13 protein-coding genes are annotated in these 13172 nt (G+C 55.2%); 5 read left to right on the forward strand and 8 right to left on the reverse strand.

Annotated features, from left to right (window positions below):
- Window positions 1-62 precede the first annotated feature (62 nt).
- The 5 genes from hslV to HNEAP_RS06660 all read left to right on the forward strand — a co-directional run bounded on the left by hslV (window position 63) and on the right by HNEAP_RS06660 (window position 4743).
- Window positions 63-602, forward strand: a complete 540-nt coding sequence (gene hslV, locus HNEAP_RS06640; RefSeq protein WP_012824192.1) for an ATP-dependent protease subunit HslV — start codon at window positions 63-65, stop codon at window positions 600-602.
- Complete coding sequence (hslU, locus tag HNEAP_RS06645; protein ID WP_012824193.1) at window positions 599-1939, forward strand: ATP-dependent protease ATPase subunit HslU; 1341 nt, start codon at window positions 599-601, stop codon at window positions 1937-1939. The genes hslV and hslU overlap by 4 nt, the downstream gene beginning before the upstream one ends.
- Before the next feature lie 15 nt (window positions 1940-1954).
- On the forward strand, window positions 1955-2377 hold the full coding sequence (locus tag HNEAP_RS06650) for a gamma-butyrobetaine hydroxylase family protein (RefSeq protein ID WP_012824194.1): 423 nt from the start codon (window positions 1955-1957) through the stop codon (window positions 2375-2377).
- Window positions 2378-2402: 25 nt separating this feature from the next.
- Window positions 2403-3146, forward strand: a complete 744-nt coding sequence (gene ubiE / locus HNEAP_RS06655) for a bifunctional demethylmenaquinone methyltransferase/2-methoxy-6-polyprenyl-1,4-benzoquinol methylase UbiE (RefSeq protein WP_012824195.1) — start codon at window positions 2403-2405, stop codon at window positions 3144-3146.
- Between the two features lie 61 nt (window positions 3147-3207).
- Complete coding sequence (locus HNEAP_RS06660; RefSeq protein ID WP_012824196.1) at window positions 3208-4743, forward strand: transglycosylase SLT domain-containing protein; 1536 nt, start codon at window positions 3208-3210, stop codon at window positions 4741-4743.
- Window positions 4744-4790: 47 nt separating this feature from the next.
- On the opposite strand, the gene pyrF is transcribed toward HNEAP_RS06660, so the two are convergent.
- The 8 genes from pyrF to pheA form a co-directional block, all read right to left on the reverse strand.
- Window positions 4791-5507 carry an orotidine-5'-phosphate decarboxylase gene (pyrF, locus tag HNEAP_RS06665; protein WP_012824197.1) on the reverse strand — a complete coding sequence of 239 codons (717 nt, stop codon included), beginning with the start codon at window positions 5505-5507 and terminating at the stop codon, window positions 4791-4793.
- Between the two features lie 9 nt (window positions 5508-5516).
- Window positions 5517-5822 carry an integration host factor subunit beta gene (locus HNEAP_RS06670; protein WP_012824198.1) on the reverse strand — a complete coding sequence of 102 codons (306 nt, stop codon included), beginning with the start codon at window positions 5820-5822 and terminating at the stop codon, window positions 5517-5519.
- A gap of 181 nt (window positions 5823-6003) precedes the next feature.
- Window positions 6004-7686, reverse strand: coding sequence for a 30S ribosomal protein S1 (rpsA, locus tag HNEAP_RS06675; RefSeq protein WP_012824199.1), 1683 nt, complete (start codon window positions 7684-7686; stop codon window positions 6004-6006).
- Between the two features lie 114 nt (window positions 7687-7800).
- Complete coding sequence (gene cmk / locus HNEAP_RS06680) at window positions 7801-8460, reverse strand: (d)CMP kinase (RefSeq protein ID WP_012824200.1); 660 nt, start codon at window positions 8458-8460, stop codon at window positions 7801-7803.
- Complete coding sequence (gene aroA / locus HNEAP_RS12790; RefSeq protein WP_012824201.1) at window positions 8457-9827, reverse strand: 3-phosphoshikimate 1-carboxyvinyltransferase; 1371 nt, start codon at window positions 9825-9827, stop codon at window positions 8457-8459. Before aroA ends, cmk begins: the two co-directional genes overlap by 4 nt.
- Window positions 9828-9852: 25 nt before the next feature.
- On the reverse strand, window positions 9853-10731 hold the full coding sequence (locus HNEAP_RS12795) for a prephenate dehydrogenase (protein WP_012824202.1): 879 nt from the start codon (window positions 10729-10731) through the stop codon (window positions 9853-9855).
- A gap of 9 nt (window positions 10732-10740) precedes the next feature.
- Window positions 10741-11925 (reverse strand): histidinol-phosphate transaminase, encoded by a 1185-nt coding sequence (gene hisC / locus HNEAP_RS06695; RefSeq protein ID WP_012824203.1) that lies wholly within the window; start codon window positions 11923-11925, stop codon window positions 10741-10743.
- The gene (gene pheA / locus HNEAP_RS06700; RefSeq protein ID WP_012824204.1) at window positions 11922-13163 is read right to left on the reverse strand and encodes a prephenate dehydratase; all 1242 of its coding nucleotides are present in this window, start codon (window positions 13161-13163) and stop codon (window positions 11922-11924) included. Before pheA ends, hisC begins: the two co-directional genes overlap by 4 nt.
- Between the last annotated feature and the right edge of the window lie 9 nt (window positions 13164-13172).

Below are 13172 nucleotides of genomic sequence, written 5' to 3' on the forward strand. Positions count from 1 at the left end.
AATTAAAGTAACCACTGATTCATTCAGGCCATACATCACTTTCGAACTCAAGGTTCAAACCTATGGAAAACTTTCGCGGCACCACTATTTTATGTGTGCGTAAAAACGGCCAAACCGTCATTGGCGGCGATGGACAAGTCACGCTGGGCAACACGGTCGTCAAAGGCAATGCTCGCAAGGTACGGCGACTCTACAACGGCGATGTGCTGGCCGGATTCGCTGGGGCAACCGCCGATGCGTTTACCCTGTTCGAGAAATTCGAAGCCAAACTGGAAAAATTTGGCGGTAATTTGCTCCGTTCCGCTGTCGAGCTTGCCAAGGAATGGCGCACCGATCGCGCCATGCGCCGACTGGAGGCTATGCTGGTTGTCGCCGATCGCACGCACATGCTTACCATCAGCGGCAATGGTGACGTGATCGAACCCGAAACCGACCTGATCGCCATCGGTTCGGGCGGCGCCTTCGCACAAGCAGCCGCCACCGCACTGATGCAGCATTCCGCACTAGAAGCCCGCGCGATTGCCGAAGCCGCGCTCAATATTGCTGGCGATATCTGCATCTACACCAACCACAACCTCACGATTGAAGTACTCGACGCATGAACCTCACGCCTAAAGAAATCGTAACCGAACTCGACAAACACATCGTCGGTCAAGCCGCAGCCAAGCGGGCCGTCGCAATTGCTTTGCGCAACCGCTGGCGGCGACAACAGGTGGGCGAACCGCTGCGCGGAGAGATCACACCGAAAAATATTCTCATGATCGGCCCCACCGGCGTGGGCAAAACCGAGATCGCCCGACGATTGGCCAAATTGGCCGATGCGCCCTTCCTGAAGGTTGAAGCCACGAAATTCACCGAGGTGGGGTATGTCGGTCGTGATGTTGAATCGATCATCCGCGATCTCGCCGACATCGGCCTGAAAATGCAACGCCAGATCGCCATGGTCGAGGTGCGCGACAAGGCTCAGATCGCAGGTGAAAACCGGGTTTTGGACGCCCTGCTCCCCGCCCCGCGTGATGAGGGCTGGAACAGTACGGCCGATTCCCATCGTGACGAAGCCTATCGCAACACTCGGGAGAAATTCCGCCAGAAGCTGAGAAATGGCGAACTGGATGACAAAGAGGTCGAAATCGAACTGCGCCAAACCGCAAGCAACATCGATATTCTATCCCCGCCGGGTATGGAAGAGATGGCCAGCCAAATTCGCGGCATGTTCCAGAATGTGAATCAAGGGAAAACGCAAACCCGTCGTCTGCCCGTATCCGAGGCGCTCAAGCTGCTGACTGAAGAGGAAGCCGGTAATCTGGTCAACGAAGAAGAAGTCCGTGCACAGGCACTCGAACGGGTGGAACAGCACGGTATCGTGTTCATCGACGAGATCGACAAGGTGGCCAAACGCGGAGAATACGGCGGCGGCGAAGTCTCACGCGAAGGCGTGCAACGCGATTTACTGCCCATCATCGAAGGTTCGACCGTCAACACCAAGCTCGGTATGGTCAAAACCGACCATATTCTCTTTATCGCCTCGGGTGCATTCCATTTAAGCAAGCCGTCGGACCTCATTCCGGAATTGCAGGGCCGACTGCCGATTCGGGTCGAGCTTGAAGCATTATCGGCAAAAGACTTCGTACGGATTCTTACCGAACCGGATGCGGCGCTGATTCGCCAACACACCGCCTTGCTGGCATCCGAACAATTCGAGGTGCAGTTCAGTGACGAAGCCATCCAGCGGATCGCCGAAATCGCCTTTGAGGTGAATCGCCGCACCGAGAATATCGGGGCCCGCCGTCTGCACACCGTGATGGAACATCTACTTGAAGCACTGAGCTTCGATGCCGATACACGTAGTGGCGAGACGATGAACATCGATGCCGATTTCGTCGATCAACGTTTGGGCGCCTTGGCCGAGGACGAAGACCTCAGCCGGTTTATTCTGTAAGCATCGAGCGAGACCATGCCCCAAACCAACGCACGCCTCACCGATCTTAAATGGCACAAACGCCAACAGACCATCAGCCTGCATTTCGCAGATGGCACCGAAGGCACGCTCCCTGCCGAATTCCTGCGGGTATTTAGCCCCTCGGCCGAAGTGCGCGGGCATGGCGGCGGCGAGGCCATGCTGGTGATCGGCAAGGAACAGGTCAAGATAGTGGCCATCGAACCGGTGGGGCGTTATGCCGTCAAACTGGTGTTTGATGATGGCCATGACAGCGGCCTGTACGACTGGAAGACTCTGCATGATTTTTGCTTGAACAAGGACGCCATGTGGCAACGCTATAATGAACGCATGGCGGCCGTTGGGCTCTCACGAGCACCGGCACAAGTACCAAAAGACCTGTTGATCAAGGATCTTTTGGCCGATAATCAATCGGATTGACCGTTTTTTATTTCTGGAGCCCAACATGAGTGAACATACCCACTTTGGCTATCGTCAGGTGCCGGTCGAAGAAAAAGCCAAGCTAGTTGGCCGTGTCTTCGATTCTGTAGCCAACCGCTATGATGTCATGAACGATGCCATGTCGCTGGGTATTCACCGCCTTTGGAAGCGTGTGGCACTGGAACATACCGGCTTGCGGGCAGGAATGCGTGCGCTGGATCTTGCTTCCGGCACCGGTGATCTCGCCTTGAAAATGGCCGGCATGGTTGGCGAGAAAGGGCTGGTCATTCTCTCCGACATCAACCAAAGCATGTTAAGCGAAGGCCGGGCCAAGCTCGATAATGTCGGCGTAGTCGGCAACGTCGATTATTGCTTGGCCAATGCACAGTTCCTTCCCTTCCCGAGCAATCATTTCGACTGCGTAACCATCGGCTTCGGGCTGCGCAATGTCACGGATAAGGGCATGGCGCTCCGGGAAATGGCACGCGTGATCAAGCCGGGCGGACGAGTGGTTGTACTTGAGTTCTCCAAGCCCATCTCGCCAATGATCAGCAAAGCCTACGATCTCTACTCATTCACTGCCCTGCCCGCGCTCGGAAAGATTCTGGCCAAAGATGCCGACAGTTACCGTTATCTGGCCGAATCCATACGCATGCATCCCGACCAGGACGCGCTCAAAGCCTTGATGATTGAATCGGGTTTTGATCACGTTGATGTGCAAAATCTGACACTGGGTGTCGTGGCGCTTCACATCGGTTACAAGTACTGACGATGTCAGCCACGAATAAGCAAGTACAGCGCATCCGGTATATAACGGTACTGGACGTTTCGTGACTCAACCTGAACCAACACGAACGCCCCAAAAGCAGCCCTGGTGGCTTAGGATTCTGGGTGTATCCGCGCTGGTTGGCGCACCGCTGATCTGGTGGCTAAATGCTTATCCACCCGCCCCCTATGGCACGACAGCCATGGACGAACGTATCACCCGTTCATTTGAACAAACACCCCAGCTTGAACAGGTTCGTAACCGTGGCTACCTCAGAGTCGCTACGCTGATCAGCCCCACCATCTATGTCCCCGACAAGAATCAGACTCAAGGTCTGGAATACGACCTTGTGACGCGGTTTGCTGCAAGTTTAGGACTGGGTGTTCGATTTATCATCGCCAAGAACATCGATAATGCCTATAAACTCGTCGCCGAAGACAAAGCCGATTTCGCAGCAGCCGGTCTCGTGGTCAATCTCGCCCGAGAGAACAAATTTCGCTACGGCCCGAGTTATCTATCCGTTCGGCGACAACTCATTTATCGACAAGGCGTAGATAAACCCAAAAATCTTCAGGATATCGGCAACGCAACGCTTGCAGTCGAACAGGGCTCCAGTAATCAGCATTGGCTTGATGAGCGCACTAAGGGTGGCGTGCTCGACATTTCACCGAACGATGTGCCCGATTCATCTGATCTCACCCCACCTGATGACGGCTACGCGATCCGCATCAAATTAGAAGAAAGCAGTCTCGGTACACTGGAGGCGCTGGAGAATGGTACGGTCGATTACGGCATTGTGTTGTCGCATGAAGCGATGCTCGGGCAGAAATTATCGGACAAGATCAAGGTGGCAACCGATCTTGGGCCTCCCGTATCTTTTGCGTGGGCCTTTTCCCGTCTTGCCGATGAATCTCTACTGGACAAAGCACGCCAGTTTTTCGCTTCCATACGTGCCAACAATGAACTCAAGAATCTGATCGATCGTCATTACGCCCAATTCGAGCAACTCGATCAACAATTGGCACAACAATTCATCGAAGATGTGGACAAGCGTATTTCACCTTATCTGGCCGCATTCAAGGCCGCGGGGAAGAAATACGACATTGACTGGCGATTGCTGGCGGCGATGGCGTATCAGGAATCGAAATGGGACCCTGAGGCACGCTCCCATATGGGCGCATACGGCATCATGCAGATCACGGCGCCTACCGCACAGGATATCGGTTTGATTGACCCGGCCAATCCAGTGAAGAACATCATGGCAGCCGCCAAATACCTGGACCAACTCCGTGCACTCATACCGGATAACGCGAAGGAGCCTGACCGTACCTATCTTGCCATGGCCGCCTATAACGTAGGTATCGGCCATCTGACCGATGCCATCAAGTTGACCAAAATACAGGGCGGTGATCCCAACCGGTGGCGAGACATCCGTGAACGACTGGCTCTTTTATCTAATCCAAAGTATTACCGGAAGTTACGCAACGGCTATGCCCGCGGGGAAGAGACGATCCAATATGTCGAGAACATTCGTGCATTGCACGATCTTATGATCTGGGTCGAAACCCAACACAACCTCATACGAGACGCAAAACACTAGTCTCGGAACTGTCTCTTATGTGGAATTTCGGGGTTGAACTGAGTGAATCAGTCGCTTGAAGCAATGCTGGCAAGGATATCGCTGACGACCCCGGCCGGGTTGGGCGCGCGCGTAATTGGGCGACCGACTACAAGCGAGGTTGCGCCGGCGAAAATGGCTTCCGACGGCGTCATGACTCGGGATTGATCATCCAGCGCAGCACCAGAAGGCCTAATGCCGGGCGTGACGATCGCGGGCACAGGTTGCGTAAAAATTCGACGCATCGCATGTGCTTCCAAGGCTGAGCAAACGACACCATCGAGCCCCTCTTCCTGGGCCAAACGTGCCAGCATGGACACCTGCTCCGCCAGTGGTCGGGTAACCCCCACCTCGGCCAAAGCGGATTGGTTCATTGATGTCAGCACCGTGACAGCGATAAGGGCCGGTGATCCCGATGACTCTGAAACGGCACGGCGGGCAGCGGCCATCATGGCACGCCCACCCATTGCATGAACATTGACCAAACGCACACCCAGATCACAGGCCGCCTTGCACGCCTGCTCAACTGTATGCGGAATATCATGGAACTTGAGATCCAGGAAAACGGGAAAGCCTTGCTGTACCAGGCGACGAACCAGATCAGGTCCGCCTCGGGTAAACAACTCCTTGCCAACCTTGAGTCCGCATTCACCGGGGTTCAACTGATCGACAAAGGGCTCAACCAACTTTGGATCTGCGAAATCCAGCGCAACGTAAAGTTGGGGCTGAGGAGCGGTCTCTGACATGGTTCTATCTTATTCGCCGCGAATGGCTTGACCCGCCTTTTCATTAACCCGCTCCCGTAATTCCTTGCCGGGCTTGAAATGAGGGACATATTTGGAATCCAGAGCAACACTCTCACCCGATTTCGGGTTCCGACCGATACGCGGTTTGCGGTAATTCAAGGAAAAACTACCGAAGCCCCGGATCTCAATCCGATCACCACGAGACATTGAGGAGATCATCTCATCGAGCATCAGCTTTACAGACGTATCAATATCGCGAATTGAAAGATATTTTTGACGATCCGCCAAGCGGTCGATCAGCTCTGATTTTGTCATGCAAGTCATCCTGTATTTTTGGTTTTAGTGACCACGTTGAGCACGTTACATTTTGTCGAAGAAGAATGTTTCATCGGCACTCTGCTTTGAAAAAATGGTTTGGGTTTGAACAGACAAACCCAAACTGATCAATCAAAAACGCCATCACAAGATGGCGCCTTTACTTCAAGCTAATCCGATCTTATTCAGAGCGATTGAGCTGTTCTTTCAGCAGATCACCCAAGGTCGGGTTGCTGACGGTAGCGCGGCTGCTCAATTCTTCCATTGCTTCGGACTCTTCCTGAGAATCCTTGGCACGGATAGAGAGGCTGACCATACGGTTTTTACGATCAACGCCCATCACCTTGGCTTCAACGGCATCACCTTCCTTGAGGACGGTGCGTGCATCGTCGATGCGGTCACGGGAGATGTCAGAGGCACGCAAGTAACCTTCGACGCCTTCGCCGAGATCGATCACGGCACCACGAGCATCAACTTCACGAACGGTACCGTTCACGATTTTGCCCTTCTGGTTATCGGCAGCGTAGTCGCCGATCGGGTCGCTTTCAAGCTGTTTCAAGCCCAAAGAAATACGTTCGCGCTCTGGATCGATCGCGATGACAACCGCTTCGATTTCTTCGCCTTTCTTGAACTGACGCACGGCTTCTTCGCCTGCTTCGTTCCAAGAAAGATCAGACAGGTGGATCAGGCCATCGATGCCGCCATCCAGACCAATGAACACACCGAAGTCAGTGATCGATTTGATTTGACCGCTAACCTTGTCGCCCTTCTGGTGCGAAGCAGCGAAGGCATCCCAAGGATTGGCCTGGCACTGCTTCATGCCCAGAGAAATACGGCGGCGTTCTTCGTCGATATCCAGAATCATGACTTCGACTTCGTCGCCGACAGAGACGACTTTGCCTGGATTGACGTTTTTGTTGGTCCAATCCATTTCTGAAACGTGAACCAGACCTTCAACACCGTTGTCGATTTCAACGAAGCAACCGTAGTCAGTCAGGTTGGTCACTTTACCGAACATACGGCTGCTGATCGGGAATCGGCGAGCCAGATCGCTCCATGGGTCTTCGCCCATTTGCTTCATGCCCAGTGATACGCGGTTACGATCACGGTCGAACTTCAATACCTTAACGTCGACTTCATCACCGATGTTCACCACTTCAGAAGGATGCTTGACACGCTTCCACGCCATGTCGGTAATGTGCAGCAGGCCATCGATGCCGCCGAGGTCAAGGAACGCACCGTAATCGGTGAGGTTCTTGACGACCCCGCGCAGAACCATGCCTTCTTGCAACTGGTCGAGCAGCGCATCGCGTTCGGCGCTGTACTCTTGCTCAACAACGGCACGGCGAGATACCACTACGTTGTTGCGTTTCTGGTCAAGCTTGATGATCTTGAATTCGACATCCTTACCTTCGAGGTACGTGGTGTCGCGGATCGGACGCACATCGACGAGTGAACCCGGCAGGAACGCACGGATTTCGCCCATCTCGACGGTAAAGCCACCTTTGACCTTGCCGGTGATGCGACCGGTAACAATTTCTTCGTTCTTGAATGATTTTTCAAGCGCGGTCCATGCACGGGCGCGCAGTGCTTTCTCGCGGGAAAGCTTGGTTTCGCCGAAACCATCTTCAACCGACTCAAGTGCGACATCAACCTTATCGCCAACCTTGACAGTCAATTCGCCGTTTTCATCAAGAAACTCGGCTGCGGGAATCACACCTTCAGATTTAAGGCCCGTGTCGATGACGACAAAATCGCCATTGATCGCAACGACGGTACCTTCGATGATGGCACCCGGCTGCATTACTGCATTTTTTTGACTCTCTTCAAAGAGATCGGCAAAACTTTCAAATTGAGCTGACATGAATACTTCGTTCCAAAAAATACGACCAGACGCTCCGAATGACTGTCTGTCGTGGTGGTTAAAAGGCTGACCATTCCGCGTCCCTGGGTTGGCAGTCCGAACAGTAGCGTTAAATCAAACAACACCTTGCGCACGAATGAATTCCATCATCCGTGCTTCAACGGCCTCAATCGACAGATGCGTGGAATCAACCACCAAGGCATCTTCGGCGGGAACAAGCGGGGCAACCGCTCGATTGCGATCCCGATCGTCCCGAGCCTGTATCTCCTCGACGAGGGCGGCTAAATTAGCACTTAAACCATTCTCGATCAACTGTTTATAGCGCCGTTCGGCCCGAATTTGCGCGCTGGCGTCCAAAAAAAGTTTGGCTGGCGCGTCCGGAAAGACGACGGTACCCATATCACGGCCATCGGCGACAAGCCCCGGTGCTGTCGCAAACGCTCGCTGACGCTCAAGCAATGCCGCACGCACGTCGGGTCGCGCTGCAATTTTTGAGGCCATCGCTCCAGTTTGTTCTGTGCGCAAAACCGAATCAACGCACGCGTCGTCCAGATAAGCTGCGCCATCGGGATCAAAACGCACATTGAGTGACTGCGCTACGGCGGCCACTTCGGGGGCTTCCAAATCAATGTTCCGCTTCTGGGCTGCCAATGCGGTCAAGCGATACAGCGCACCGGAATCGAGCAGATGAAAGCCGAGCTGCTCGGCCAAACGCCGGGCCAGTGTGCCCTTGCCCGAACCGCTGGGTCCATCGATGGTAATGACCGGGATCATGCGCGTTCACCTGTTACCAACTGATCAACCAGACCACCACCACAATGTCGGAACAGGTCTGCGAAACCGGGAAATGAAGTTTCGACGAACTCACAGTTATGAATCGTGATCGTGCCTACCGAGCGCAAGCCCGCCACCGCAAAAGACATGGCGATACGGTGGTCACCCTGACTCCATATTTCTGCAGAACCAAAGGATTGGCTGTTTGCCCCTTTCCCTTGAATGATCATGCCGTCCGGGGTGGCCGTGGCCTCTACACCCAACTTGTTGAGGCCGTCGGCCATCACGGCGATACGATCAGATTCCTTAACGCGGAGTTCCTCGGCACCCGTCAGAACGGTTCGCCCTTCGGCACAGGCCGCCGCAACGAACAACGCCGGGAACTCATCGATGGCGAGCGGCACGAGCGCTTCGGGTATGTCGATTCCGCGCAGCTTCGCACTTCTGATCTTGACATCCGCGACGGGCTCCCCACCCACTTCACGCGGATTGTGAAGGGTAATGTCGGCACCCATGAGTTTCAGAATATCAATCACGCCGGTGCGCGTCGGATTCATGCCCACATGTTCGAGCGTGATATCGGCCTCAGGCGCGATACTGGCCGCGACCATGAAAAAGGCAGCCGATGAAATATCTGCGGGCACATCGATCTGACGGGCGATAAGTTGGCCGCCACCGTCGAGACATGCCGTCGACCCATCGCGTGCCACCGGATAACCAAACCCAGTCAGCATGCGCTCGGTGTGATCACGAGTTGGTGCCGGTTCGGTCACGCAGGTCTTGCCTTCGGCATACAGCCCGGCCAGCAGAACACAGGATTTGACCTGCGCACTGGCCATCGGCAAGGTGTATTCGATCGCGCGCAACCTTTGACCACCCCGGATAGTGAGTGGTGATCGCCCGCCCTCAGCCGATTCGATGACCGCGCCCATTTGGGTCAGCGGATCAATCACCCGTTTCATCGGCCGCCGTGAAAGGGATTCATCGCCTTCCAATACGGTATCGAACGACTGTCCAGCGAGAATCCCCGCCATCAAGCGCATCGATGTACCCGAGTTACCCACGTACAAAGGATGGGCAGGTGCTTTCAAACCATGCAAACCCACACCATTGACACGCACTCGACCCTCAACGGGCTCAGTAATTTCAACGCCCATCGCACGGAAGCAGCGCAGTGTGTTCAGGCTATCCTCCCCTTGAAGAAAGCCGGTAATTTCGGTCGTACCATCGGCGAGCGCACCCAGCATGATCGATCGGTGGGAAATGGATTTGTCACCCGGAACGCGGATGGAACCCTGGATTTTCGCCCGCCCGGGCTGCGTGATGTACGTCACCGCCATAGGTGCCGGTTCTGTGGCTGTATTCATGTCAGACACTCAAAAAAAGAAGAAATCAGGATTGGGATGTTGCTGGTCGGTACAGTGCGTCCCGAACGGCCTTGGCGTCGGCAAAAAGCTTTTCAACACCGGCACTGTCACTCGCTTCGATCAACTGCCGCAGTCGGTGCAACTCAACCAGATAATGATCCAGCATCGGCAGCAATTCATCTCGGTTCGCGACACAGATATCACGCCACATTTGCGGATCGGAGCTGGCAATGCGAGAAAAATCACGGAATCCGCCCGCGGCATAACGGAACACCTCGTACCGCTCTTCAAGGCGGGACAAAGCGGACACCAGACCGAAGGCGGCTAAGTGAGGCAAATGACTGGTTGCCGCCAACACATGATCATGATGCTGAACATCCATCTGTTCGACGATGGCACCCACACTTTGCCAAAGATCGACGGCACGAGTCACCATCTCGGGGGCATTTTCGCTAATGGGTGTCAGGATCACGCGGTGATCAACGAACAAGGTGGCGAACGCCGCATCGGGGCCGCTGCGTTCGGTACCGGCAATCGGGTGGCCGGGGACAAACTGCCCCCACTGCGCGGGGCTCAAAGACAACTTTGCAGCTGCCACCACATTGCCTTTCACACTACCGCCGTCGGTGATTAATGCGCCTGGATCAAGCTCGGGGCCTATTTCAGCGAAAACCGATGCCATCGCCTGTACCGGCGTGGCAATAAACACCACATCGGCACCACGCACCGCCTCAGCGGCGGAATCGACAGGTCGATCGATCAGTCCTAGCTCGCGCGCGCGAAGCCGGGTCTGCAACTGACGGCTATAGCCCACCACCTCGCCGACCAGTCCTCGTTCCTTGAGTGCCAGACTCAAGGAACCGCCGATCAAACCCAGACCAATAAGTGCCAGACGGTTGATCATCACCCAAATCTAACCCGCAGTTGCCCGAAGTGTCGTCAGCACGAGGTCCATCGCGGCCAGTGCACGTTCATTCTGAGCCTGCGTGCCAATCGTGATCCGGATATGGCACGAAAGCCCACCGGTATCGGATTTGCCGCCCAAAGGTCGGACAATCACACCCTCACGAAGCAAGGCATCAAACACAAGCCCGGCGGGCAAACCTGTATTGACGGTAACGAAATTGGCAAGCGATGGAATAACTGATAGACCGCGCGACGCCAATGCTTTTGCCATGAAGTCCAGTCCGGTCGCGTTCACCGCGCGGCTATGCAGGATAAACTCTTCATCTGCCAGAGCCGCTTCGGCCGCCTTGAGCGCAAGACTATTGACGTTGAATGGCTGCCGCACCCGATCAAGAATAGCGATGACTTGCGGATGACCTACCGCGAAGCCCACGCGAAGCGCTGCCAGCCCATAGATTTTGGAGAAGGTGCGCATAACAAGCACATTGGGGAATTCGCGCGCCAAAAGCAGGCCATCGGGAAAACGGCCATCGGCATAAAAAGCACGATCAACATATTCACTGTAGGCCTCGTCAAGAACCACAACGACACTGTCTGGCACGGCTTCCAGAAACGCGCGCAACTCAGGTTCACTGACCCAGGTACCCGTCGGGTTGTTCGGGTTAGCCAGAAAGACCACGCGGGTATCGGCATCGATGGCGGCAGCCATGGCAGGCAGATCGGCGCCATACGGCATGGTCGGATGATCGGGTGGTAGCGCAGGCACAATTTTAGCCTGCGCACCCGTGGCCTGAGTTACCAAAGCGTAAACCGCAAAAGCATGAGCGGAGAACACGGCATTACGCCCCGGTGAAAGATACGCGCGGGCAACCAATTCCAGCAGATCATTCGAACCATTACCCAGCGTGATCGCAGATGGCGCCACATCGAACTTCTTTGCAATGGCGGTTTTAAGTGCGTAGCCACTGCCATCGGGGTAAATATGTAGATCGTCCAGAGACTGCATAGCCGCGCGAGCACGCGGGCTGGCACCCAGGGGATTCTCGTTGGAAGCCAGCTTGATGATGTCGGTCAGGCCGAATTCACGTGCGACTTCATCAACGGGTTTGCCGATGACGTATGGGGAAATGGCACGTACGTAATCCAGCGCCTGCCCCGACAATTGTTGACCGATGCGATCGTATGCGCTCATGACACAACCCTGCCCGATGTTGATCCACCCGCTGCATTGGGACTTGATGCAGACATGACCGCGCGTGGATAGGAACCCAAAACACGAAGAGAACTGCAAAACGGTTGCATTTTGCTCAGGGCCGCCCGAATGCGCTCATCGTCTGCATGTCCTTCGAAATCGATGAAAAACACATACTCCCACGCCCGTTCCCGCGCTGGTCGGGATTCGATGCGCATAACATCAATCCCCGCCTCCGCCAGCGGTGCAAGCAAACGCGACAACGCTCCGGGCATGTTGTTGACGGAAAGCACCAGTGAGGTTTTGTCCGCACCCGAGGGCGGTACTGTGTCCCGACCGATCACGACGAATCGGGTGGTATTGAACGCACTGTCCTGAATGTTTGCAGCGACTATATCCAGACCATGCTGCTCTGCAGCCAGCGTGGGACCAATGGCCATGATGCTTGGTGATTCAGCGGCAAGGCGAGCAGCTTCGCTATTGCTCTGCACCGCAATGCGTTCGACGCCGGGATAGTGAACGTCCAGCCATTCCCGACATTGGGCCAATGACTGGGCATGGGACACAATACGCTGGGGCAAGACATCGCGCGCATCCTGCCGAGCCATCAACTGCTGATCTATCTTGAGCGACAGTTCACCGCAAATGCGGACTTCCCCGGGCACCCAAACACCATACAAGGCGCCACCAGTCGCTCCAAATGCCAAGGCATCCAAGGTTTGGGACACGCTGCCTTCCGTGGAGTTTTCAACGGGTACAACGCCGAAATCAACGGAACCCGCCGCAACGGCACGGAAAACTTCGGGAATACCCGGCTCAAGAACCAGATGGGCGCCGTGACCAAACGCGCGCAAGGCCGCCTGTTCGGAAAAGGTGCCCGAAGGACCGAGGCAGGCTACGGAAAGCGGCTGCTCAAGCGCGAGGCAAGCCGACATAATTTCCCGAAAAAGCCAAACCATCGTATCACCCGAAAGAGGGCCAGGATTACGTTCACGCACACGTGACAGTACCTGAGCCTCTCGTTCGGGACGATAAAAAGATGTCTGAGGTTCGTTGGACAACTGCTTGATCTCCGCGACGCGCTCGGCGAGGCGGGCACGTTTGGAAATCAATGCAATCAACTCGGAGTCGAGTGAGTCGATCTGTTGCCGCACTTCAGCCAGCGTGTTGGGCAGAGGCTGATCTGGCGAACGTCGATCCGACCAACCAGCCCCCGCTTCACCCAAAGCGTCTGTCACCGCGTTACC

The organism is Halothiobacillus neapolitanus c2, from assembly GCF_000024765.1.
In the GTDB taxonomy this organism is placed as follows: domain Bacteria; phylum Pseudomonadota; class Gammaproteobacteria; order Halothiobacillales; family Halothiobacillaceae; genus Halothiobacillus; species Halothiobacillus neapolitanus.